This window comes from Corallococcus sicarius (assembly GCF_003611735.1).
Lineage (GTDB): Bacteria > Myxococcota > Myxococcia > Myxococcales > Myxococcaceae > Corallococcus > Corallococcus sicarius.
On the sequence record NZ_RAWG01000093.1, the window covers coordinates 1 to 23636 of the forward strand.

Annotated in this window: 17 protein-coding genes; 13 read left to right on the plus strand and 4 right to left on the minus strand. The window is 70.7% G+C overall.

All coding sequences use genetic code 11. The features are described 5' to 3' along the window. The 3 genes from D7X12_RS42910 to D7X12_RS16495 all read left to right on the plus strand — a co-directional run. Positions 1 to 2525: hypothetical protein (locus D7X12_RS42910; RefSeq protein WP_120626219.1), on the plus strand; the 2525-nt coding region annotated here is incomplete at its 5' end. Between the two features lie 88 nt (positions 2526 to 2613). Next, positions 2614 to 4914 carry a thioredoxin domain-containing protein gene (locus D7X12_RS16490; RefSeq protein ID WP_120626220.1) on the plus strand — a complete coding sequence of 767 codons (2301 nt, stop codon included), beginning with the start codon at positions 2614 to 2616 and terminating at the stop codon, positions 4912 to 4914. Between the two features lie 2 nt (positions 4915 to 4916). Further along, positions 4917 to 6155 (plus strand): FHA domain-containing protein, encoded by a 1239-nt coding sequence (locus D7X12_RS16495; RefSeq protein ID WP_120626221.1) that lies wholly within the window; start codon positions 4917 to 4919, stop codon positions 6153 to 6155. A 9-nt stretch (positions 6156 to 6164) separates the two neighbouring features. Here the strand turns inward: D7X12_RS16495 and D7X12_RS16500 are convergent, their stop codons facing one another. Continuing rightward, entirely contained in the window at positions 6165 to 7514 is a 1350-nt protein-coding gene (locus tag D7X12_RS16500) for an MFS transporter (protein ID WP_244224598.1), read from the minus strand. 422 nt (positions 7515 to 7936) lie between these two features. Here D7X12_RS16500 and D7X12_RS16510 point away from each other — a divergent pair, with 422 nt between their 5' ends. The 3 genes from D7X12_RS16510 to D7X12_RS16520 all read left to right on the plus strand — a co-directional run bounded on the left by D7X12_RS16510 (position 7937) and on the right by D7X12_RS16520 (position 11454). Beyond that, a complete protein-coding gene (locus D7X12_RS16510) occupies positions 7937 to 9172 on the plus strand; it encodes an acetyl-CoA C-acetyltransferase (RefSeq protein ID WP_120626223.1) in 1236 nt (411 codons plus the stop codon). Positions 9173 to 9239: 67 nt separating this feature from the next. Then, positions 9240 to 10730, plus strand: a complete 1491-nt coding sequence (locus D7X12_RS16515) for a Tox-REase-5 domain-containing protein (RefSeq protein ID WP_244224599.1) — start codon at positions 9240 to 9242, stop codon at positions 10728 to 10730. A gap of 16 nt (positions 10731 to 10746) precedes the next feature. Further along, positions 10747 to 11454, plus strand: coding sequence for an immunity 52 family protein (locus tag D7X12_RS16520; protein WP_120626224.1), 708 nt, complete (start codon positions 10747 to 10749; stop codon positions 11452 to 11454). A gap of 15 nt (positions 11455 to 11469) precedes the next feature. Here D7X12_RS16520 and D7X12_RS16525 read toward each other — a convergent pair whose 3' ends face one another. Beyond that, positions 11470 to 14058 (minus strand): LamG domain-containing protein, encoded by a 2589-nt coding sequence (locus D7X12_RS16525; RefSeq protein WP_120626225.1) that lies wholly within the window; start codon positions 14056 to 14058, stop codon positions 11470 to 11472. 53 nt (positions 14059 to 14111) lie between these two features. Here D7X12_RS16525 and D7X12_RS16530 point away from each other — a divergent pair, with 53 nt between their 5' ends. From D7X12_RS16530 to D7X12_RS16560, 7 genes are all read left to right on the plus strand, one after another. Next, positions 14112 to 15416, plus strand: coding sequence for a family 16 glycosylhydrolase (locus D7X12_RS16530; RefSeq protein ID WP_120626226.1), 1305 nt, complete (start codon positions 14112 to 14114; stop codon positions 15414 to 15416). 9 nt (positions 15417 to 15425) lie between these two features. After that, positions 15426 to 16172 carry a Type 1 glutamine amidotransferase-like domain-containing protein gene (locus D7X12_RS16535; RefSeq protein ID WP_120626227.1) on the plus strand — a complete coding sequence of 249 codons (747 nt, stop codon included), beginning with the start codon at positions 15426 to 15428 and terminating at the stop codon, positions 16170 to 16172. A 29-nt stretch (positions 16173 to 16201) separates the two neighbouring features. Next, complete coding sequence (locus D7X12_RS16540; protein ID WP_120626228.1) at positions 16202 to 17047, plus strand: glycoside hydrolase family 16 protein; 846 nt, start codon at positions 16202 to 16204, stop codon at positions 17045 to 17047. A gap of 83 nt (positions 17048 to 17130) precedes the next feature. Further along, on the plus strand, positions 17131 to 18495 hold the full coding sequence (locus tag D7X12_RS16545) for an AAA family ATPase (RefSeq protein WP_158620061.1): 1365 nt from the start codon (positions 17131 to 17133) through the stop codon (positions 18493 to 18495). A 102-nt stretch (positions 18496 to 18597) separates the two neighbouring features. Then, the gene (locus D7X12_RS16550; RefSeq protein ID WP_244224600.1) at positions 18598 to 20022 is read left to right on the plus strand and encodes a hypothetical protein; all 1425 of its coding nucleotides are present in this window, start codon (positions 18598 to 18600) and stop codon (positions 20020 to 20022) included. Further along, positions 20012 to 20674 (plus strand): hypothetical protein, encoded by a 663-nt coding sequence (locus D7X12_RS16555; RefSeq protein ID WP_244224601.1) that lies wholly within the window; start codon positions 20012 to 20014, stop codon positions 20672 to 20674. The genes D7X12_RS16550 and D7X12_RS16555 overlap by 11 nt, the downstream gene beginning before the upstream one ends. A 12-nt stretch (positions 20675 to 20686) precedes the next feature. After that, positions 20687 to 22231: a DUF1501 domain-containing protein gene (locus D7X12_RS16560; RefSeq protein ID WP_120626230.1), complete on the plus strand. Its 1545-nt coding sequence runs from the start codon at positions 20687 to 20689 to the stop codon at positions 22229 to 22231. On the opposite strand, the gene D7X12_RS16565 is transcribed toward D7X12_RS16560, so the two are convergent. Both D7X12_RS16565 and D7X12_RS16570 read right to left on the minus strand, forming a co-directional pair. After that, positions 22218 to 23048, minus strand: coding sequence for a class I SAM-dependent methyltransferase (locus D7X12_RS16565; protein WP_120626231.1), 831 nt, complete (start codon positions 23046 to 23048; stop codon positions 22218 to 22220). The two genes, D7X12_RS16560 and D7X12_RS16565, sit on opposite strands and share 14 nt — an antisense overlap. Before the next feature lie 169 nt (positions 23049 to 23217). Beyond that, positions 23218 to 23514: a hypothetical protein gene (locus D7X12_RS16570; RefSeq protein WP_120626232.1), complete on the minus strand. Its 297-nt coding sequence runs from the start codon at positions 23512 to 23514 to the stop codon at positions 23218 to 23220. Positions 23515 to 23636: the final 122 nt, after the last annotated feature.

The window sequence follows — 23636 nt, forward strand, 5'->3', positions numbered from 1 at the left end:
CCCTCCCCGTCATCACCGACAAGGCCGCCCCTCAGAAGGCCACCGCCGCGCCGGCGGAGGAGAAGAAGCCGGCCGCCGTCGGCGATTCGTTCGAGGCGAAGAAGGCCGCCACGGGCCCGGTGCTGGGCGAGGCCGCTGCCGCGCCGGCCATCGCGAGCCTGAGGAAGGGCCTCGCCGCGAGCGCCGCGGAGAAGCCCGTGGCGAAGGCGGCCGTGGACGGGCCTCCTCCCGAGCGTCAGACGGTGTCCGGTGAGGACAAGGCGAAGCAGGCCGTGGAGCTCAAGAGCGTGGGCGAGCGCCGCACCGAGACGGCGGATGCGCAGCGGGCGCTGCGGGAGAAGACCACCGAACAGGCCGACAAGCTCTTCTCCATGGCGGACGGCAAGGAGCCCGTGCCCGAGGGCGCCTCCGTCAAGCGCCTGTCCGAGACGGAGGTGGAGCTCACCCGCGTCAACGGCGAGAAGGAGATCATCGAGCGCTCGGTGGCGACGAAGAAGGACGGCGCGGTGACGATGGACACCGCCACCTACGAGGACGGCACCCACACGCGCGACCGGCTGGAGCTGAAGGCGGACGGCGGCTCGGTGGTGCAGCGCGCGGAGTGGAAGGGCGACAAGACCGGGGCCGCGGACCTCAAGTCCTTCGACGACATCTCCAAGGTGAAGGACAAGGGCCTCACGTACACGCACAACGCGGTGCACGTGGAGCCGCACAAGGACGGCGACCGGTTGATCACGGACGCGTACTCGCAGGCGGACGGCGGCGCGCAGACGAGCCGCACCGCCTACTACCAGCAGAAGGGGGGCGGCTCCATCGACAACAAGCTCAAGGGCCCGTTCGACTTCGACAAGCCGGTGGACCGCGCGGACACGTACACCTATACGATTCCGCCCCCGGGTGAGGACGGCTCGCAGGGCGACGTGCAGTACAGCCGCGTGCAGGACTTCTCCCAGGACAACGTGAAGGCGACGTCCTACGTGGACCGCACGCTGGACGCCCACACGAAGCTCGCGGGCCCCGGGCCGCACACGATGGAAGGCCTGCACAAGGTCCGCGACGACTACGGCAAGGGCGGCGGGGAGAACTGGGACGCGGACAAGGCGGGCAAGGGCCGCCCGCCGAAGCGCTGGACGGTGGACATGCAGAAGGGCCCGGACCGGCTCGACTCGCAGACCTTCATCGAAGGCTACCCGGACGCGACCATCAAGACGGAGCGGACGCGCGAGGGCAACACCGTGAAGGAGAAGTTCGAGGGCAAGACCTTCGAGAAGGAGGACTCCTCCAAGCGCGTGCCGGTGAACGGCGAGTCGTCCACCACCTTCGGCCAGGACGGCTCCGTGGAGAAGATGGACTCCAGGAGCCGCGAGGCGGACGGCTCCGACCTGGAGCAGCACTACAACAGCAGCCGCAAGGCGACGGACGCGGGGCTGGAGCTGCAGGAGTCGCTGGAGACCAAGCGCACGAAGGACAACAAGACGGAGACGGCCCTCAAGGAGGACACGTCGCTGTTGTCCGGTGAGGGCGCGCAGCTCATCAACTCGCGCACCACGGTGACGGACGTGGAGGGCCGCAAGGGCGTGCACGAGCTGGGCAAGGACGGCGAGAAGCTCCAGCTGTCCGGCCCCGAAGGCCGCGACATGCGCGACGTCTCCAACCCGGACGACTTCAAGGACGACGCGTTCGGCAAGCTCCTGCTGGAGCAGGCGACCCTCTCCACCACCAGCACGGTGAACCAGTACGCGAACAGCGGCGGCGCGCAGGCGCTGAGCGTCCTCAAGAACCTGAGCCAGGACGCGGACCGGCTGCCCGCGCAGGCCTCGGCCCTCTTGGGCAAGGACGCCATCAAGAACGGCCTGGGCGCGGCGCAGGGCGGCGCGAGCGCGCTGGGCGGCGTGGCGGGCGTGGTGTCCGGCGGCATGTTCCTGGCGCGGGGCATCCGCGACAACAACATGCCGGACATCGTGAAGGGCGTGACGGACACGGCCAACGGCGCGCTGAACCTCTACACGGGCGGCCAGGGCTTCGCGGAGGCCATCAAGGGCTTCAAGACCTCCGGCCAGGCCGCCGCCACCACGGCGCCCACCGGGGCGAAGACCATGGCGTGGGCGAAGGCGGTGGCGAACCCGAAGGTGGCGGGCGCCGTCACCAGCGCGGTGCTGGACTCGGTGAAGAACATGGGCGGCATCGGCAAGGTGGCCGGTGTGACGGCGAGCGCCGGGAGCAAGGCGCTCTCCGCCCTCAAGAGCGTGGGCGGCGCGGCCAACGTGCTGGGCGCCGTGGGCGGCACGGTGGGCGGCGTGTTCGACATCGTCAACGGCTCCAAGGTCAAGGACGGGGCGCAGATCGCCAAGGGCGCCATCGGCATCGCGGGCAGCCTCGGCGGCGCGGTGGCGGTGGGCGCGATTGGCGGCCCGCTGGGCATGGCGGTGGGCGCGGGCATCGGCCTCTTGACCTTCGGCATCGGGAAGCTCATGGACGCCATCAGCGACAAGCCGCACAAGATCGCCGAGTTGCAGATCGACTGAGGCCCGGAAGTCGCCAGCCCGTGACGCGCCGGTTGACGCGCGTCCCGGGCACCCGTCTTATCCGGCCTCCCCTTGAGCAGGAGCGGTCGTGGCAGGAGCAGTGCCGGTCGAGTTGACCCCGGAGAACTACCAGGAAGTCACCCGGCGCCCCGGGGTGTGCGTGGTGGACTGCTGGGCGCCGTGGTGTGCGCCCTGCCATGAGTTCACGCCCCTCTTCACGGCGGCGGCGGCGAGGTTCCCGGCCATCACCTTCGCCCGGCTCGACACCGAGGCGCAGGAGGCGCTGGCCGAGCCCCTGGGCATCGAGGCCATGCCCCTGGTCATCGCCTTCAAGGACGGGCTGGAGGTCCACCGCGCCTCCGGCGTGATGTCCGCCGACGCGCTGGACGTGCTGTTGGGCCGGCTTGCGGCGGTGGACGTGGCCGAGGAGAAGCGCCGCGCCGCGAACCGGCGGCTCACCGAGGCGGGCAAGCCGCCCCCCGGCGTCCCCAAGGGCGCGACGTGGGACGCGGGCGACGCGGAGTGGACCTTCGGGCCCAAGGACTCCAAGGGCCGGCAGCACGGCACCTGGAAGTTCTGGCGCGCGGACGGCACCCTCTGCAACGAGTGCGTGATGAAGCAGGGCACGCCGCACGGCGTGTTCAAGCGCTTCCACGAGGACGGCTCCGTGTCGCAGGAGGGCACCTTCGAGCAGGGCCAGCTCCACGGCCCGCGCACCTGGTACGCGTCCGAGCACTTCACCAGCGAGCGCATGCACGAGAACGGCGTGAGCGAGCGGGTGAGGAAGACCGTGATGCTCTACGACCAGGGCGAGGTGCGGCAGGTGCTGCACTTCGACGGCACCGGGCAGCGCGTGATTCCCACCACCGGCGAGCCCTACCCCGTCCGCCCGGCCCACCTGCCCGAGGACGCGGAGCTGCGCGAGGACCTGGACCAGTGGGCCCGCGTGTCGCTCAACGCCGAGGGCGAGCGCCACGGGCTCGTCCGCTTCTGGGACCGCCAGGGCCAGCTGCTCTGGGAGGCCGAGTACGTGGACGGGCTGCGCCACGGGCACTACCGCTCGCGCGCGGTGGACACCTACGCGGACTTCCGCGTCCACTTCGACGAGGGTCAGGCGGAGGGCAACCTCGCGGCGGGCGTGTGGTCGCTCCTGGATGCCCAGCGCCAGGTGGTGCTCACCCGCGACCTGGGGCTGGCGCAGGACGAAGAGGCCCTGGAGCGCTCGCCGGTGTTCTCCAACCTCCCGCGCACCGCGGAGGCGTGGCGCGAGTTCGCGCGGCAGGCCCGGGCGGAGAAGCGCTACCGGGAGGCCCTGCTGGCCACGGCGCGAGCGTGCGCCACCGCGATGGACCTCCAGCCGCTGACGGAGTGGTTGGAGCAGCTCACCCTGCCCCGCACGCGGCAGTCGGCGCACGCGCTGGCGATGTCGGTGGTGCAGGAGGCGGGCGAGCGGTGGGCCCCGATGGCGGACTGCCTCATGCGAGGCGGTGAGGCGGCCACGCTCCTGAGGGCCTACGCCGTGCTGCTGGACCAGACGGACCGGCCGCGCGCGGCGCTGGACTTCATCCACGCGGCGCTGCTGCTCGCGCCGGAGCGCAAGGCGTACCTGTTCACCCGGGGGCTCATCCTGTTGAACCTGGGGCAGCCGGAGCAGGTGCAGCACGACGCCGAACAGCTCGCGACGGTGGAGCCGGACACCGCGCGGTTCCTGAGCACCTATGCCCGGGCGCTGTTCCCCCGCTTCGACTTCTGGGCGGGCCAGGAGGCTCCGCGCTGCACCTACGACGGACTCCCGGAAGGGCCCCAGCAGCCGCTGGAGTCCATCCAGCAGGTGGTGCGCAAGTACGCCACGCGGATCCAGCTGCTGCGCGCGGAGCTGCTCCAGCGGTTCAAGCCCGGCGCCTCGCTGCCCTGGTTGCCACCGGACCTGTCCGGGCTGCTGCCCGCGGGGCCGGTGAAGCTGGAGCAGTTGGAGCTGGAGTTCGGGGACGAGCAGGTGGAGATCGACGAGACGCTGGACACGGGCCGGGGGCTCGCGGACCTGGTGCTCGTGATGCGCTCGGACTGGAGCGCGCTGACGTGGCTGCTGTGGGCGTGCGGAGAGAAGACGTTCCGGATGCCGACGCGGCTTTCGCCTCCCGCGGACTATGGCCAGGGGGCAGGACAGGCCTCCCAGCGGCTGTGGCAGAGCCGGGACCGGCGGCTGCGGGGCGGAGACGGCTCGGCGGCCGGTGAGGGCTTCTCGTTCGAGGGCGTGCCGCTGGGTGAGCTCCACCCGAACCTGGTGTCCATCGCGGAGCGGCAGTACGCGGAGACGCAGGCGATGTTCTATTGGCTCAACGACTCCGACCATGTGTCGCCGTGGCAGAGCAATCTGAGGGGCAGCTAGTGATGAAGCGGATTCGTGAAACCATCGAGGTCGCGGAGCCCCTGTGGCGGGCCCTGGAGCAGATGAGCCACGACCTGGGCGTGGACCGGGATGCCCTGGTGGCCCAGGCCCTGTTCCTGCTCGCGAAGCAGAACGGCTACGTGGCGCCGACGCCCGTGTTGCTCGGTGCGACGTCGGCGGTCGCGCAGTCGATTCCCGTGGAAGCGCCGGCCACGCCGCGCCCGCCCGCTGCGGAGCCCCGGGCCCCTGAGCCCGTCTCCCGCCCGGCGGAGGCCGTGGCCGCCGTGGCTGCCGTCAGCCCGGCCGTGAAGGAGCCGGCCGCGCCTGCCGTGGCGGTGGAAGCCCAGGAGCCGGCGAAGGCCGCGGCGCCCGTGAGCGATGACGTCGCCTTCGTGCGGACCCGGATGAAGGAGGTGCTGGCGGCGGTGGATGCGACCGTGCTGCCTCGCGACGTTCCGGTGCCGTCCGATGAAGCGGAGTCCGAGCAGGAGGCGGACGACGAGGAGCCTTCGGACGAGGATGAGTCCGACGGCAACGACGTGGCTTCTGACGACGATGAGGAGTCGGAGGAGGACGAGGAGGAGTCCGACGAGGACGAGGCGACCGGGGACACGGGCGAGTCGGACATGGGCGAAGCGGAGGACGAAGCCTCCGATGACTCCGCAGACTCCGGAGACGAGAAGCCCGCCGACGCGGAGGAGGACAGCGAGGACGACGCCAGCATCGCAGCGGCTGTCGGAGCCGAAACGACCGAGGGCTCCGACGAGGAAGCCTCGGACGACGCAGGTGCCGAAGACGACTCCGCCGAGGAGGAAGACTCCCGCGCCGAGGCTTCGGACGAACAGGAGGAGCAGGCCCACGGCGAGGCTGACGCCGAGGAGCCCGAGGAGTCCAGGGGCTCCGGCAAGCGGCAGAACTCCACCAACGTCCCCCAGGCCCCGCAGCCGCTGGAGTTGTTCGTGCGGCTCGCGCCGGGAGGGCCCGCCGTCATGGTGGACGTGCCGCGCTTCACGCTGGGCCGGGGCCCGAACTGCAGCCTCACCGTGAAGTCCGGGCGCGTCTCCCGCGAGCACGCCGCCATCGTGCGCGTGGGCAACGACTTCTTCATCGAGGACCTGGACTCCTCGAACGGGACCTGGATCAACCACCAGCGCATCAAGCGCCAGAAGATCGAGGACGGGGACACGTTCAACCTCGGGACCGAAGCCGTGTACTTCTCGATGGGACCCCGCGAGGACTGACGCCGCGCCTCACGCCCTGCGCGGGGGATTGCGGATGCCGACGGCGGAGATGACTCCGCCCAGGATGAGCAGGACGGCGGTGGTGAGCATCGCCCGGTGGAAGCCCGCGACGTCCAATCGCGGGCCCACGATGAGCCCGGTGAGCGCGATGGCGATGAGCCCCGCCACCCGGGCCACGGCGTTGTTGATGGCCGAGCCGATGCCGGCCTGCTCGCTCCGGATGGACCCGAGCACCGCCGCCGTCAGCGGCGCGACCGTCATCGTCAGCCCCAGGCCAAACACCCCCACGCCCGGCAGCATCTGGGTCCAGAAGTCGAGCGGTTCGCGGACCTTCAGCATCAATAGATATCCGCAGCCCGCGACGCACGGCCCCACCGCCATGAACAGGCGCGGCCCGAAGCGCCCGGCGAGCCCGCCGAACACGGACGACAGCAACAGCATGATGACCGTCGTCGGCATCAACGCCAGCCCCGCTGTCGTCGCGCGGAAGCCGCCCACTTCCTGAAGGAAGAGCGTGATGACGAACATGCCCAGCGACAGCGCGCCATAGATGGCCGTGGTGGCGAGGTTGCCCACCCAGAAGTTCCGCTCCCGGAACAGGCCCAGCGGCATCATCGGGTGCGAACTGCGCTGCTCCTGCACCAGGAACGCGACGAACGCCGGCACGCCGATGGCCAGGGACATCCACACCGTCGGGTGTGTCCAGCCGACCTTCCCCTGTTCGATGAGCGCATAGACGGGGCCGCCCAATCCCACACACGCGAGGAGCGCGCCGGGCACGTCGATGCGTGCGCCCTCCGGCTGGGGCGGCTCCTCCAGTCGTGCGAGCAGCACCAGGGTCAGCGCGATGGGCAGCACGTTGATGCCGAAGATCCACCGCCAGCCCACGGTGTCGACCAGGAGCCCACCGACGAGAGGGCCCGCGATGAACGCCCCACCCGTCCAGCCGGTCCACGCGCCAATGGCCTTGGCCTGCGCGGGTCCGGAGAAGAAGGACAGGATGAGCGCGAGCGAGCCCGGCACCAGCAGCGCCCCCGCGGCGCCTTGCAGCCCACGAGCAAGGATGAGCACGGTGCCGGAGGGGGCCAGCGCGCACAGCACCGACGTCACGCCAAAGCCCAGGAGCCCGAGGCGCAGGATGCGCTTGCGCCCGAACGCATCGGACAGCGAGCCCGCGACCAGCATCAGCGCGCCCAGGGTGATGAGGTACGCATCCACGACCCACTGCTGGAGCGAGAGCCCCCCGCCCAGGTCCCGGACCATCGCCGGCAGCGCGACGTTGATGATCGCCCCGTCCAGGAACGTGACGAGCGAGGCGAGCACGGCGATCCCCAGGACGAGTCGCTGTTGAGGGGTCAAGGTACCCGCTGACTCCCCCCCAAGGTGGAACGCCATTCACGCCCAGGAGGGAGGGCGGAACGTCCTGCCCCTTGTAGTGGACCCCCTTCCACGCTGTCTGCGCTGGACGCGTGGGACTTCAAGCTCATCAACACTGAAGGGGGCAGGCCCGGCACGACACATCCGGGGCGGCGCCCCCGGAGCAGCTCGTCCGCCTCCGGCGTGAGATCGAAACGCGCGGCCCCGTGAGCGACAACCTGGCGCACCCCACCCCCATCCACCTGTCCATGCGGGCCGCCGGGTAGGTCGCCTCCTCAACGCTTCGCTCCCCCGCGACGGGCCCGGTGCCATCCAGATACCGGGCCCGTCGTCGTTCCCAGGTCGCTTGCCTTGACTTGAAAATTACGCGCGTAATATTACATCTGAAATCCAAGGAGCCAGCCATGACCGCCAGCTACATCATCGACGCCGTCCGGACCCCGCGTGGGCGCGGGAAGATGGGCAAGGGCGCCCTCACGGGGCTGCACCCGCAGGAGCTGCTCGCGCAGGTGCTCAACGAGCTGAAGCGGCGTGGAGGCTGGGATGCGCGCGAGGTGGGCGACGTCATCGCGGGGTGTGTCTCGCAGGTGAACGAGCAGGGCGCGAACATCGCGCGCAACGCGGTGCTGGCGGCGGGCTGGCCGCAGGAGGTGTCCGCCGTGTCGCTCAACCGCTTCTGCGGCTCCGGCCTGCAGGCGGTGAACTTCGGCGCGATGGGCGTGGCCTCCGGCGCGATGGACTTCGTGGTCGCGGGCGGAGTGGAGAGCATGTCGCACCTGTCGCTGGGCGCGGACGGCGGCGGCCAGGACGGCGGCAACGTGCGCCTGCGCGAGCGTGTCTTCCAGGTGCCGCAAGGCATCAGCGCGGACCTCATCGCCACGCTGGAGGGCATCACGCGCGAGGACGTGGACGCGCTGGCGCTGCGCTCGCAGAAGAACGCGGCCCTGGCGGTGGAGCAGCACCGCTTCGCGAAGTCGCTCTTCGCGGTGAAGGACCCGGCGAGTGGCGCCGTGCTGCTGGAGCGTGACGAGTTCCCCCGCCCGGACACCACCGCGGAGGGGCTCGCCGCGTTGAAGCCTGCCTTCGTCACGATGGGAGAGACCGTCGTGGGCCCGAACGGGGAGACGCTGGATGGGATTGCGCTGTCCGCCTATCCGCGAGCGAAGCGCATCCAGCACCTCCACACGGCCGGCAACTCCAGCGGCATCGTGGACGGGGCCGCCGTGGTGTCGTTGGCGTCGGAGCGCTACGTGAAGGAGAAGGGGCTCAAGCCCCGCGCCCGCATCCGCGCGATGGCGACGCTGGGCACCGAGCCGCTCCTGATGCTCACCGCCCCTGCGCCGGTGAGCGAGAAGGCCCTGCGCATGGCGGGCATGAAGGCGGGCGACATCGACCTGTGGGAGATCAACGAGGCCTTCGCGGGCGTCGTGGTCCAGACGACGCGAGCGCTGGGCATCGACCCGGACCGGGTGAACGTCAACGGAGGCTCCATCGCGCTGGGCCATCCGCTGGGCGCCACCGGCGCGATGCTGCTGGGCACCGCGCTGGATGAGCTGGAGCGCACCGGCAAGGCGACGGCGCTCATCACCATGTGCATCGGCGGTGGTCAGGGCATCGCCACCATCGTGGAGCGCGTGTAGGGCGTCACCACGGCCCCTTCCCCCAGCGAATCCGGGCAAGCTCCCCCCTTCGGACGGAGGGTGGACGATGCGCGTGACGGTCGTGCTGGTGTGCCTGGGCCTGCTCTTCGCGGGCTGCACCGGGGTGGAGACGCCTGCCGGGCGGGGTGGCTCGCGAGTGCTGCGGCAGCGCAGCCACTCCGGGCGGCTGCCCCCGGGCACGGCCCTCATCACCTCCCCTGGCGAGCACTCGCGGCAGGCGATGGAGCTGGGCCTGCTGGACCTGGATGCCTTCGAGACGCTGCTGGTGCGCGCGGGATTGGAGGAGTTGGACGGGCTGCCGCTGCGTCGCAATCCCTTCACGCCCGAGGACGCGCTCGAGGTGCTCGGGCGGTTGATGGAGCGGCCGGTGACGCTCGGCACCTTCCCACCGCGCATGGCGGCGGGCTTGCTGCTGCGCGAGGTGCTGGAGGGCGGTGAGGTCTCGCGGGAGACGCTGCTGCTCCGGGTGCAGCGCTTTGCCCGTGAGCAGGTGGCGGTGCTGCGGCCGGACGGCTACCTCGCGTGGGCCCTGGACGGAAGTACGCAGCAGAAGGTGGCACCCGTCACCTGGAAGGACGGCGCGTTCCGGGCTGGTAACTTCGAGCTGGGGCGCTTCTACAGCGGACGCAGCGGCGTCTTCCGCCACGCGGATGCGCAGCTGCGGACCGTGCCGGGGCCACCGCTCGCCGAGGTGTATGACGACGCGGACGTCCTCAGCCGCACGCTGGACGGCGCCGAGGACGCCTTCGCGGAAATGGCCGTCGCCCTGGGCACCCTGCTCTCCCACTCCCCGGCAGAGGCCCTCGCGGCGCTGCGACACCTGCCCTCGGGCCTGGTGGCCCTCATCGCCTCCTCGCCGGACTACCTGGAGCGCTTCCAGTACATGACGCGCGGCGAGCAACTCCAGGAGGCAGCCCGACTCACCACGAGCGTCATCGCCACCTGGGGCACGGCCTCCGCGACGACCCGCACGGTGCGCGGACTGCTGGCGAGCACGGAGGCCACGGTGCCGGTGCTCTCGCTGTCGGCCCAAGGCGCGCTGGTGCTGGAGCGCGTCGCGGTACCGGCGGAACGCTCGGCGGCGGTCTTGAGCGGCGGGCCCGGCGCCGCCGTCATCCTCCTGCGCGCCAACACAGCGGGAGGAGGCGCCTCATCCTCCGGTGGACCTGGAAGGTGGAAGCCCGCCCGGGAACACATGGAGGAGCCTGCGCGCAGGTATCAGGCTCAGATCACCCAGGCACCCGAGGGCCTCGTCTACGAAATCGATGACGTGAAGTTCGATGGCTTCAACGAGCGATTGCTGCTGGAGGCCAAGGGGCCTGGCTATGAGAAGTTTCTCGACCAGGCGGTAGAGCAAGGCGGATGGTTCGAGGGATTCTCGGACATGGTCCGGCAGGCCAGGAGGCAGCAGCAGGTGGCTCGGGGATTCCCCATGGAATGGCATTTCGCGGAGCGGAGGGTCGCGGACTACGTGCGCGCTCTCTTCAGGCGGAACGGTCTCGGGCGCGTTCAGGTCCTCTTCACGCCCCCTGCCTGAAAGGGTTCCGACGCACATGACCGAGACCTACTACGCAGGAGTGTACTGGCCTGGGCGCCCCGAATCGCTGGAGGCCTGCTCCCGACGCGCCGCGCTTCTCTTCCAGCGACTGGCCGCCCTGGATCCGAGTCTTGCCAGTTGGTTCGAGCAAGCAGCTTCCCGCGAAGCCGCACTCAAGGCCCACTTCACCCCAGATGCCGCAACGCTTCTCCGGTTCTTCCAGAAGCCGAGATACCAGCTGGGTGGAGGAGAGCTCGCCTTCTCTGCCTGGAACGGGAAGCCTGACGACAGCAGTGTCATCAACTTCGCTTGCGGATCCCCCACCCTCGATACGGTGGATCTCTGTGTCCTGACGCCCCCGTCGAAGGGGCTTGCCGCGGAGCGCCTTCTCTCCGTGTCAGCGATCACCCAGTTGTTGCGCGCGATGGTGCTGGCCTGGGAGCCGACCTGGGGGGTCTTCACCTCCGACGCTCATCGGGACGAGGTGTCGGAGTTCGCGGACGTGGGCACGTTCCTCGGCTGGGTCACGTACCTCGCCCGGCACCGGGGGACGGTGCCGCCGCTGCCGGCCCCCGTGCGCGTGGAGCCCGTGGAGGACCGGGGCACGCTCATCATCCTCACCCCCGAGCGCCTGACCGTCGGCAACCCCGAACATGTCGCACTCGCCCGGCACGTGACCGAACTGCTGACCCGTGCCGGGCTCCTGCAACCCATGCTGCCCTGAGCAGCGCTCAGCGCCTCACGGCGCGTACTTCCAGCTGGCCGTCACCGCGGGCTGGAAGCAGTGCACGTGGGCCGCCGTCGCGCTCGGAATCTCCTGCACGACGCCCGCCCCGTAGCCCCGGGCCCGGCACCACTGGCTCACTTCCAGCCTGGAGCCGGCGGCGGTGTAGTCGCCCAGGCTGGACACCGGGCCCAGCTGCGACCGCTCCACGTTCGTCTGGAGCCCGGAGTTGAAGCAGCCCACCCACGGCCGGGACGTCACCTCGAACACCTGCCCCGTGGTCCACCCCTGGCTGTTGCAGAAACGGTGCGCCGCGGCGGTGCAGTCCGTCCCCGTCACCCTGCGCTCATCCGTGCAACCCGCGTGGATCCGCGCCAGCTCCTCGAACGTCACCGCCACGCTCTGGTGCTGGATGGGCGCGCACGCCACCGTCAAATCCGTGGCCGTGGACGCCACCGGCACTCCCGAGAGCGAGATGGGCGGACGGTTGCTCACGAGCTGCATGATGGTGCCCCAGGTGTTGGTGGTGCTCGCCATCGCATCGCCCGCGCCCCGCTGCGCGCACACCCGGTGCATCGCGGACAGACACCCCTGCGAGTTCAGCGCCTGCGTGCCCGTGCAGGTCGGCGACTGCGCGCTCATCGCGAACTGCCCCGCGGAGGGCGCGTGCTGGATGGCCTCCTCGCGGCAGTTCGCGCCGTGCGCCGTCATGCAGATGCTGCGGTTGGAGCGCGCGTGCGTGAAGAGACGCACCTCGTCGATGGCCCCCCGGAACGAACCCTCGCCATTCACCGGGCAGCGCTGCGCATCCAGGTTCGCGCCCGCGCCGATGAACAGCGGCCCCGTGCCCAGCCGGGCCGTCCCCGGCGCAACCGGCAGTACGCGGTTCGTGGGCACGCCGTTGAGGTACTCGTTGAACACGCCGGTGACGCCGTCCCAGGTATAGGCCAGGTGGCTCCACTGCCCCACGGGCAGTGCGGGGCTGACGCCCAGGCGCACCCGCTGGCCGTTGACGACCAGGGAGAACTGCACCTGGTGGCTCGCCTCGTAGATGAGGTCCAGCCCACCCTGCTTCTGCATCAGGTAACGGTACGGGTTGCCGGTGGTGCACCCCTGCTGGATGTCCGCGTCCGGCCGCACCGCGAGCTCCACCGACAGGCCCCGCACGAACGCCCCCACGCCGGGCACCGTGCCGGAGGCGTCCGTCAGGTTCACCGCGAGCGCGCTGCCGCCGGGCACCAGCAGCGCCTTGCCCTTGCCGTGCGGCTGCCACAGCGAATCCGTGGGCGCCGAGCGCGTCACCGCGTTGCCGGCGGAGATGGAGGCCGCGCCCTGGAGCGTGCCGGTGAAGAAGCGCCCGGACAGGTCCGGCGTGCGCGTCAGGTCATACGCACCCGCGCGGGTGACCAGCTCGTTCATCGGCAGGAAGAGCAGCTGGAACGGATCCATCAGCTCGCCCAGGTCCACCTCGTTGTAGTCCGCCGTGTTGCTGCCGAAGAGCGCCAGCACGTCGTGCGTCTTCGTCACGGGCAGGTAGTGCGCCTCGTTGCTCTGTCCGCTCGGGAAGTTCTGCGACGGCAGCCGCTCCTGCTCGAAGTTCCACATCGGCCCGGAATAGAAGAGGTGCGCCAGGTCCATGCGGTCCGTGTTGATGGCCCCGTCGATGTGGTACGTGGTCCAGTTCGTGTCCGCGCCCACCAGGCTGACCGCCTCGCGCCTCGCGCCGTCCGTGTACGTGACGGCGATGTAGAGGAGGTTGCGCCCCTCGTGGTCCACCCAGGCGTAGGCGCCCCGGACGAGGGCCCCGGACGTCGTGTCGCCGAAGTCCTCGCCCGTGGCCGCCTTCAGGCGCTTCCACGCGAGCGGGTAGCGCTTCACGCCAGGGTTCGCGTCATTGAACATCATCGACAGCGGACGCGGGTTGCTCCAGCCCGTGGCCGCGCACGGCGTGGGGTTGTACGCGTACATCATGTGGTCGATGCCGCCGTTGTTCGCGGGCCCACCCTGGAAGATGAGCAGCCGGCCGTCGGACGTCATCGTCGGCTCGATGCCGAAGATGCCCGCGCCCGTCACCGTGGTCAGCGTCTCCAGCGCGCCCGTGCTGAAGGACGCGACCTCCGCCTGCGTCGTGAAGGGCTGCGACACCCGCACGTCCACCGTGCGCCGCCGGAAGCGGTTGGGCCCGTTGTACATCTGCGAGTCGAAGAGGAACGGCTGGTACACCGCCACGCCGCTCGAAAGCGCATAGGGCTGCGCCGGGTTGGGGAAGCAGAACGCCAGCGCGTTCTCCCCGTTGTGCACGTCCACCCGCTTCCCCGCCGAGAACGCCGTGGAGAACGACGGCTTGCCCGAGGCGTCGTACGTCACCGCCTCCGGACGGAACACCCGCGCGATCCAGGTGGTCGTCGTGGTTGCCGCGTCCTCACGGATGTTGCCGATGAAGATGCGGCCATCCACCGTCGACGAGTGCCCGTTGGACCCGAACGGCGTCGCGATGCGCGTGTTCACCAACGAAGGACGCCCCTCCGCGAGCACCGCGCAGGGCACCACCGCGAGCGCCGTTCCCAGCAGCGCACCCAGGCTCCAGTTAAGTTTGTTTTGCATGGAAAATAGGATAATCAAATTTCCAGGACCTACCTAAATCCCCGAGGACGACGATGGCAACGAGTACGGTGAAGACAGCGGGAGTGTGGATGCTGGGGCTGCTGTGGGGGCTCACGGCGTGTGGTGGCACCCCCGCCCCGGAGACGCCTGAAGCGGTGACCACGCAGACGCAGGCGGCCACGCAGGCGCCGCTGGGCCAGACGGTGTGGCTCAAGGCGTGCGCGACGCAGAAGTTCGTGTCGGCGGATCGCAACCTCAACACCACCGCGCCGCTGGTCGCCAACCGCGACAGCGCGCAGGGCTGGGAGCAGTTCCAGGTGGCGGACGCGGGCAATGACTTCATCTCCCTGCGCGTGAGCGAGACGGGCCTGTACGTGTCCGCGGATCCGAACGCGGGCGGGCAGGTCACCGGGTTCCGCACGGCGGTGGGCGACTGGGAGCGCTTCACCTGGGTGCCCTTCCCGGACGGCTCCGTGGGCCTGAGGGCGAAGAGCACCGGCCAGTTCGTGTCCGCGGACGCGAACCAGGGCGGCGCGCCGCTGTATGCCAACCGCGCCACCGCGGGCTGCTGGGAGGCCTTCTCCTTCGGCATCGTGGGCGGCGGCACGGACCGCTGGGTGCAGATCTGGAGCGACGAATTCGACGGCACCACCGTCAACGCGTCCAACTGGGCGCCCAACACCACCGTGCACGTGAACAACGAGCAGCAGCAGTACACGAACTCGAGCAGCAACATCTCCGTGAGCAACGGCACGCTGAAGCTCACCGCGCGCCTTCAGTCCGCCAATGGCTATCCGTTCACCTCTGGCCGGCTGGAGAGCGCGGGCAAGCGGGAGTTCAGCCACGGTCGCATCGAGGCGCGCATCAAGATGCCGGTGGGGGCGGGCCTGTGGCCGGCGTTCTGGATGCTGGGCAATGACATCGGCACGGTGGGCTGGCCGGCCTGCGGTGAGCTCGACATCATGGAGAACGTCGGCTACGGCGACTGGACGTCGGTGGCGCTGCACGGCCCGGGCTACTCCGGCAACACGCCCATCAACGGCCGCTTCTACCCGGCCGGCGGCGTCACCGCCTGGCACGTGTACCGCACCGAATATTCGACCACGGACATCAAGTGGTACATCGACGGGGCGCTCGTGAAGACGACGCCGCGCAGCGAGGTCCTGCGCTACGGCGCCTGGGCCTACGACAAGCCGATGTACATCATCCTCAACCTCGCGGTGGGCGGCGGCTACCCCTTCGGCATGAACGGCGCGACGACGCCCTACTACGGCGTGCCGCAGTCCACGGTGGACCTGCTGCGCAACGCGCCCCAGACGATGGAAGTGGACTGGGTGCGTGCCTATCAGTGGCGGTAGGCTCCGGCCATGCCGCTTCCGCCCCTCCTCCTGCTGGCTGACAGCTCCCCGCTGTTCTGGCGCGTGGAGGGGCGCCCCTTCCTGGATTTCGTACGCGTGCACACCGGGGCGGACCTGCGCGTGCCGCCCGTGCGCGCGGCCTACCTGGGCGCGTCCAACGGCGATGCGCCGGAGTTCTACGAGATCTTCACCGCGGCCATGGAGGGCATCGGCATCACCCGCTGCCGGAGCATCCCGGCCGCGCCCTCCGCGCAGGACCTGGAGTGGCTGAAGGACGCCGACGTCATCCTCCTCGCGGGCGGCAACCCGCGCGTGGGCTGGGACGCCTTCCAGGCGCACGGGGTGGACACGCTCCTGCGTGAGCGTCACCAGGCGGGTGCGGTGCTGATGGGCGTGTCCGCGGGCGCCATGCACCTGGGGACAGGCGCGTGGTGCGAGGACCTGCCCGAAGAGGGCGAGCCCTTCCCCGTGCTGGGGCTCACGCCCTTCCTCATCGGCGTGCATGAGCCGGCGGACTGGCCCGGGCTCAGGCTCGCGGTGCGGCGGATGGGATTGCCCACGCGAGGGCTGGGCATCCCGCACGGCGGCGGCGTGCTCCTGCATGCGGACGGTAGCGTGGAGCCCGTGCGCCAGCCCGTGGTGGACATGTCGCTGGATGTGGAGGGCCGGCTGCACGAGTCGCTGCTGCTGCCCCCCGCCGAGCCCTATCGCGGCGAGCCCCCGAACACGCCGGTGGACCGACGGCAGCTCCAGTAGAACCCTGGCCTCATCTTCGAGGAACAACCATGTCATCGAGACCGAGCAGGACGTTGGGCGCGTGGGCGCTGGTGTTGGGGCTGACGGCCTGCGCCGGAGCACCGGTCGTGGAGAAGCGCGCCGGAGACGACTGGGTCCAGGTGTGGAGCGACGAGTTCGACGGCGACAGCGTCAATGCCTCCAACTGGACCCTCCAGACCGACGTGCACGTGAACGACGAGCAGCAGCAATACACGACGTCCCCCGACAACGTGTCGGTGAGCGGCGGCACGCTGAAGCTCACCGCGCGCCTTCAGTCCGCCAATGGCTACCCGTTCACCTCCGGCCGCGTGGAGAGCGCGGGCAAGCGGGAGTTCCAACACGGCCGCGTCGAAGCGCGCATCAAGCTGCCGGTGGGCATTGGCCTGTGGCCCGCGTTCTGGATGCTGGGCAATGACATCCGCACGGCAGGCTGGCCGGGCTGTGGCGAGCTCGACATCATGGAGAACGTCGGCTACGGCGAGTGGATCTCCGTCGCACTGCACGGCCCGGGCTACTCCGGCAACACGCCCATCAACGGCCGGTTCAACCCGCGCACGCCGGTGAGCGACTGGCACGACTACCGCGTGGAGTCCTCGCCCGCGGAGGTCCGCTGGTACATCGACGGGGCGCTGGTGAAGACCACGACGCGCGCGGAGGTCGAGCGTCACGGCGCCTGGGCCTTCGACAAGCCCCTGTTCATCATCTTCAACTTCGCGGTGGGCGGGAGCTATCCGTCCGGCGTCAACGGCGCGAAGGAGCCCTACTTCGGCGTGCCCCAGGCCACGGTGGACCTCGTGCGCGACGCGCCCCAGACGATGGAAGTGGACTGGGTGCGCGTGTCCCAACGGCGGTAGTCCGCGCTCCGCCATCCCCCTGACGGGGTATGGGAAGCCCGCCTCCGTGCCTCCAAGGTGGTTCTTCTCCAGGAGGAGCCAACATGACGGTCACGGTGGTGGTGGTGTCGGGGCCCATCGGCGCGGGGAAGACGACGCTCGCGCAGCGGCTCGTACAGCGGTTCGGTGCCCTTCCGCTCAGCACCCGGGACTTCCTCCGGGAGCGCTTCCCTCGCACGGGCGAGGGCCTACGCCCGATGCAGGACCTGGGCGCCTCGCTGGACCGGGAGACGGCAGGACGCTGGCTGGCGGACGCCGTGCTCGCCGCCGTCCCCTCCCATGCGCCCCGCTCCCACCTCGTCGTGGTGGACGCCGTGAGCAGCGCGCCCCAGGTGGAGGGACTTCGCAGGAGCCCGCGCGCGCGCGTCGTTCACGTGCACCTGCAGGCGTCGAAGGAGGAGCGGGCCCGGCGCTCGCGCATGTCGGGCACCGCGTTTGAAGAGGCCCGTGCACACCCCGCCGAACTCGCGGTGGATGCACTGGCACCGCTCGCGGACCTCGTCGTGGACACACAGCGGACCGCGCCGGACGCCGTGCTCGTGCGGGTGGCCGGCCAGCTCGGGCTGTTCGGACGTCCCTCGGAGCGGCTCGTGGACGTGCTCGTGGGAGGCCCGCACGGCCACGAGGACACGGGCCGGGTCGCGGAGCATGTCGCTCCGGGCTACGACGTGCTGATCCGCGTCGGCGGGCTCCACGTGGGACAGCCGGCGCCCGATGCCGCGGACTTCACCCGCTTCCAGCAGCTCCCATCGGGCACCCGCACGGCGCCCGGTGCGTGGGTGGTGCTGGGCCCCGGAACGCCCCTGTCCCTGGAGCGCCTGCGCCTGGAGATGGAGGTGCAGGGGCTCCCTCCCGGACAGCTCTTCATCGACCCCGCCGCCGTCCTCCAGGCGGGGGACCCGGGCCTGGAGGCGGGGCCTTCCACGATGCGACTCGCAGCGGACGTCGCGGCGCTCCGGCCCTTCCTGCGGCCCACCGCGGACGTTCTGGATGACGCCTTCGCGCGGGGACACCGCGTGCTGCTCGAAGGCAGCGGGCACCCGCACCCCGGAGCCCCCGCGCGCGACTCGACCGCGAGCGGCTGTCTGGCGGAGGCGGGCATCGCGCCGGGCCGGGTGCGACGGACGCTCCTGGTGTGCCGCTCCGGGCCGCTGGAGGCAGCGCGGCAGGGGGCCGGGTTCGACTGGGTGCGGCTGCGCAAGGCCGCCTCGCTCAACGCCCCCACGGACCTGGCGTGGGGCCTGGTGGGTGAGCTGTCCGAGAGCAACTGGGCCGCTCGGCGCTTCGAGCAGCTCACCGACGCGGCACGCCAGCACCTCGAGGAGGTCGAGCGCGTCGCGGGCGCCCCCGTGTCCCTCCTCTCCACCGACCCTGTCGCCCGGCACCTCATCGAGCGGACGCGGTGGTGAAGGTCCGACAGTTCCCCACTCGCACGAATCTCCGAAACAGTTTCTGATTCCCGGGGTTGGAGTGTCCGTACCGAGGACCTGTCCCCCGTTTCCGGAGCCCGCGTGCCCCCACTTCCTGAAACCCCGAGCCGCTGGCTGGTGCTCGGACTGCTGTTGGGGTTCGCGACCCCCGCCGGGGCCAAGCCCCCCGGCCCCAGCACCTTCTGCGCCGAGTACCCCTCCGCGCCCGCGTGCCAGGGCACCCAGCCCGCCTGCACCTACTGCCATGTGGCCCCGCCCCAGCGGAACGCCTACGGCACGGCGCTGGAGGGCTCGCTCGCGCCCGGCAAGCCGCGCCCCCTCTCCAACGCGGACTTCGCGCTCGGGCTGCCCGCCGCGCTCCGCGCCATCGCCAACGAGGACACCGACGGCGACAAGGCCCCCAACCAGCTCGAGATCGAGCAGGGCTCCCTGCCCGGCGACGCCACCAGCGTCCCGCCCAGCGGCACCTGCGGCGGCGGTGAGAACCCCCAGTTCAAGGTCTGCCAGTACGACGCGCGCTTCGTGTACCGCCGGCTGCTGAGCGACTTCTGCGGCGTGTCCCCCACCTACGTGCAGGTGCAGACGTTCCTGGAGCTGGGCAGCGAGGAGCGCCAACGCGCCTTCATCGACCAGGAGCTGGACCGCTGCCTCCAGAGCGACTTCTGGCGCGGCAAGCACGGCCAGCTGTGGAAGGTCGCGCACCCGAAGATCAGGCCCGTCGGCTCCGTCAAATCCGGCGAGGACGCGGGCCAGATTCCCCTGGCCGACTACTACGACGACTACGCGCTCTTCGCGTGGTCCCAGACGGACGACCACGACGCGCGCGACGTCCTCACCGCGAACTTCTTCGTCAAGCGCTCCGGCGCGAACCCCACCCGCTACACCTCCGTCACCTCCACGCCCTCGCAGACGGTGGACGCACTGCACCGCGCCGGCAACATGACGAGCGCGTGGACGCTCACCTCGTTCGTCATGTTCACCGCGCTGCCGCGCAACGCCGCCTCGCAGATGTACCGCGCGTACCTGGGCCTGGACATCGCGAAGCAGGAGGGCCTGCACAGCGTCGCCAGCGAGCCCCGGGACTACGACGCCAAGGGCGTGAAGGCCGAGCAGTGCGCGGCGTGCCACGCGACGCTCGACCCGCTGTCGTATCCGTACCGCAACTACAACGGCATCGCGGGCGGCCTGTCCAACCGCTACCTGCCCAACCGCCTGGAGCTGCTGTTCCCCAACGACGCCACCCTGGCCCAGACGCCGGAGAAGGGCGTCATCCTGGGCCAGCCGGTGAACAACCTCCTGGAGTGGGCGCAGGTCGCCTCCAACAGCGACGCCTTCGCCATCTCCACCGTCACCGACTACTGGAAGCTGCTCATCGGCCATCCGCCCACGCCCGAGGAGCACGCGGAGTTCGTCCGCACGTGGCAGGCCTTCCGCACCACGCACGGCTACCGCGTGCAGAAGATGCTTCATGACCTCATCCGCACGGAGGCCTACGGTGCGCCCTGAACGCCTGCTGTTGACCTGCCTCCTCCTCACGGTGACGGGCTGCTCCGACAAGCCGCCCGTCGCCATCGACCTCGGCCCCGGCGCGGGCCCTGGCGTGACTCCCACCTACGACGGCGGCGTCGCGAAGTCCCAGAAGGGCAACCTGCGCTTCAAGGGCCCCGAGCGTCTGTCGTTGGACCTGGCCCAGGCGCTGGAGTTGCCCGCGTCGGCCGTGTGCAACGAACTGGGCAAGTACCCGTGCCTGGACGTGCACGGCGTCGCGCTGGGCGGCGTCGACCCCTACCAGCACAGCGTCTACGAGACGGCCCCCGTGACGGGCGCCGCCACGCCGCTCGCCGTGGAGCGCACCGTGCTCTCCGCCTGCAACGCCCGCGTGGCGCTGGACGTGAACGCGCCCTCCTCCGCGGTGGTGTTCAAGGACGTCGCGCTCACGGGCGGCAAGCTCAAGGACGCCGCGAGCCCCGCGGTGGCCACGGCCATGACTTCGCTGGTGCGGCGCGCGTGGCTGCGCGACCCGACCCAGGAGGAGCGCGACACGCTGGTGCAACTGGCGCGCGACGTGGAGGCCACCGGCACGCCCAACCCGGGCGTCGCCTGGATGCAGGCCGCGTGTCTCGCCGTCTTCTCTTCCGCCGAAGCCGTCTTCTACTGAGGAACCCCGTCCATGACCCTCAAACACACCGGTCGGCTGTCGCGTCGGGAGATGCTGCGAGCGCTGTCGCTCTGCGCGGCGGGCTCCGCCACCCTCGGTCCCCTCCTCTCCGGCTGCCGTGAATCGCTGGAGACGCCCGAGGCCCTGGAGAAGCTGGGCCGCAAGCGCGACGCGCTCGACGGCAAGCCGAAGTTCCTCATCGTCATTGGAGCGGCGGGAGGCGCGTCCATCGTCGACAGCTTCCTCGCGGTGCGCCAGTCCGAGTCCGCCAACGCGGGAGGGCTCAACACGTTCCCGGACGCGCAGGTGCAATCCGTGACGGGCAGCCCCTTCCGCGCGGTGAAGTACAGCAACTCGCGCCTGGGCAGCATCCCCATCCCGGTCAACACCGACCAGCTCGCGTTCGTGAAGAAGCACATGAACCAGATGCTGGTGGCCACCTCCGTGGGCACGTCGGTGAACCACGCCATCGCCCAGAAGCGCTCGCTCACGGGCAACGCCGCCTGGCGGGGCCGCACGCTCCAGGAGGCCGTCGCGCTCCAGTGGGGCGCCAGCATGCCCCTGCCCAACGTCAACATGGGCACGGGCGGCTACGCCGAGCGCGGCACCGACGACACCCTGCCCCTGGCGTGCTTCGGGGAGACCGTGGTGAACCCGTCGCTGTGGCCGCTGGGCCTGGATGGGTCGCGCGGCATCGCCGGTGCGCCGTCGAAGGACGTCATCGCGCTGGCGCGCTCCACGCGCAACAAGCTGGACCAGAAGTCCATCTTCGGCCGCACCTTCCAGGACAGCGCCGCGCTGAAGCGCTGGAACGAGCAGCGCATCGTGCAGCAGCCGAAGCTGGAGGGCATGGACCTCATCACCCGGCTCAACATCCTGCCCAACGCGCCGCCGCAGATTCCCCTGGCGCAGTACGGGCTGGACGGCTCGCCGGACGGGGCGCGGCTGCGCGCGGCCTTCCCTGCGTTCTTCACCGACCCCGTGGAGGGGCAGGCCGCGCTCGCGTTCCTCCTGCTCAAGTACCGGGTGTCGGTGTCGGTGACGCTCGGGCCCGACTTCAACGTCGCGGTGGGTGGGGCCAACGGCATCGCCAACCCGCCGCTCGCGTTCGACATCAGCCACAACGACCACCGGGGCGGCCAGGCCTTCATGTGGGCGCGCATCCTGGGCGCGGTGGACTCGCTCATCACGCTGCTCAAGTCGGAGCCGTTCGACGCGAGCACCGGCGAGTCCATGTGGGACCGCACGATGATCTACGTGGCCACGGAGTTCGGCCGCACCCGTCCCCGCCCCGCCAACGCCACGGAGTTCGGGTCGGGCCACGACCTCAACAACGGCTTCCTGCTGCTGTCCCCCATGGTGAAGGGCAACACCGTGCTGGGCGGCGTGGACCCCGACACCACGCTCACCTACGGCTTCGACGCGCGCACCGGGGCGGCCCAGCCAGGAAAGCTCACCTCCAACGAGCCGGACATCTACTCGGGCATCCTCACCGCCATGGGCGCGGACCTGGGCGGCAGCGGCCTGCCCGACGCGAGCGCCTTCAAGCGCGCCTGATGGAGCTCCCCCGCCCCGGCAGCTTCGCCCAGAGCACGGTGGCGTTGGGCCGGGCGGGCTCCGGGGTGATGCCCAGCTTCTTGAAGTCGCGGGAGTAGCGCGAGCCCTTGAGCACCACCGCGCGGCGGGCGACGCGCTGGGCCTCCTCCACCGTCTCGCGGGTCAGTGGCGCGTAGTCCGCGTGGCGGCGCAGGGTCTCGAAGGCGACGGAGGACTTGCGCTCCTTCTCGAACATCGGGTCGAAGAGCACGACGTCGAACGCGCCGTCCGGCAGCGTGCGCAGGTGTTCGGCCGCGTCCGCATGCACCACCTCCACCGCGCAGGACGCGGGGTGGCGCGGCAGGCCCTCCAGCCCGTGGCGCACCAGGAGGTAGAGCGCGGGACTCTTCTCCAGCGCGGTGACGTGGCCCGAAGGCCCCACCAGCCGCGCGGCCACCTGCGCATCCGCGCCCAGGCCCAGCGTGCAGTCCAGCACGCGCTCTCCTTCGCGCAGCTCCGCGATGCGCAGCAACATGTCCTCCGGCACGCCCGCGTCCAGCTGCTTCACGCGCAGGTGCGCGAGCCCCGGCGAGAAGCGCAGCGCCCCTTCCGCGTCCACCAGCGACACGGCGGTGGACTCGAAGACGATGAGCGCGTCCGCGGTGTCGGTGAGCAGCTTCTTCAGCGGCAGCTTGTGGTGGCGCTCCACGTACGGCACGCCTACGCCTTCCGCTGCTTCGCGCGCGCGCTGAGCGAGCGCGTTGTCCACCCGGTCCGACGTGGTCACCACCAGCGCGTGACGGGCGGGAGGCTGCGGGGATTCGGACGAGGCGGTCATGAAGGCCGGCGAGCGTACCTCGCACCCGCCGCGCGGTGGCCGCTCGCCCGTCACGCTTCTTCGTGGGGTCATGATGGCGCGCGGCCGGCCATGGCCACAGCAGGAGCGCTTGAGCTTCGACCACATCAGCCCGACGAAGGTGTCCGGCTCGCGCCCGCCCTGGGAAGCCTCAGCGGGAGCGCTTGAGCTTCAACCACATCAGACCGACGAAGGTGTCCGGCGCGGGCTCCGCGGTCATCGACTCCGCGTCCTCGTAACCGCGCACGGGAGGAGGCAGGGCCCTGGGAGGCACGGGCAGCGGCAGCGGCTCCGACCAGTTCAGCCCCTGGGCGTGGCGCTCCATCACCTCCGCGAAGGAGCGTCGGGGAGTGCTGTTGGCGGAGATGGCCGCGGCGCCCTCCACCCGCTGGAGGGCCCGGATGCGCAGGACGACGCTGGCGCCCTCGGCCCGCGAGATGCCTGTCACCCGTCCGATTGGACCTTTCGGCCCACGTCCCTGGCTCATCGGCTCCCCTTCCCTTGCGGCTCCAAACGTAGCGCCGGGCTGCCGTCCCGGCCACTGGACGGGGCTCCGGGAAGGCGCGGAAT

Bases quoted from the DNA above. Each gene is read 5' to 3' on its own strand.
- D7X12_RS16515 (WP_244224599.1), top strand. From the start codon at position 9,240: ATGCGCGTGACGGTCGTGCTGGTGTGCCTGGGCCTGCTCTTCGCGGGC.
- D7X12_RS16545 (WP_158620061.1), top strand. From the start codon at position 17,131: ATGACGGTCACGGTGGTGGTGGTGTCGGGGCCCATCGGCGCGGGGAAG.
- D7X12_RS16565 (WP_120626231.1), bottom strand. From the start codon at position 23,048: ATGACCGCCTCGTCCGAATCCCCGCAGCCTCCCGCCCGTCACGCGCTG.
- D7X12_RS16520 (WP_120626224.1), top strand. From the start codon at position 10,747: ATGACCGAGACCTACTACGCAGGAGTGTACTGGCCTGGGCGCCCCGAA.
- D7X12_RS16540 (WP_120626228.1), top strand. From the start codon at position 16,202: ATGTCATCGAGACCGAGCAGGACGTTGGGCGCGTGGGCGCTGGTGTTG.
- D7X12_RS16560 (WP_120626230.1), top strand. From the start codon at position 20,687: ATGACCCTCAAACACACCGGTCGGCTGTCGCGTCGGGAGATGCTGCGA.
- D7X12_RS16525 (WP_120626225.1), bottom strand. From the start codon at position 14,058: ATGCAAAACAAACTTAACTGGAGCCTGGGTGCGCTGCTGGGAACGGCG.
- D7X12_RS16495 (WP_120626221.1), top strand. From the start codon at position 4,917: ATGAAGCGGATTCGTGAAACCATCGAGGTCGCGGAGCCCCTGTGGCGG.
- D7X12_RS16530 (WP_120626226.1), top strand. From the start codon at position 14,112: ATGGCAACGAGTACGGTGAAGACAGCGGGAGTGTGGATGCTGGGGCTG.
- D7X12_RS16510 (WP_120626223.1), top strand. From the start codon at position 7,937: ATGACCGCCAGCTACATCATCGACGCCGTCCGGACCCCGCGTGGGCGC.
- D7X12_RS16535 (WP_120626227.1), top strand. From the start codon at position 15,426: ATGCCGCTTCCGCCCCTCCTCCTGCTGGCTGACAGCTCCCCGCTGTTC.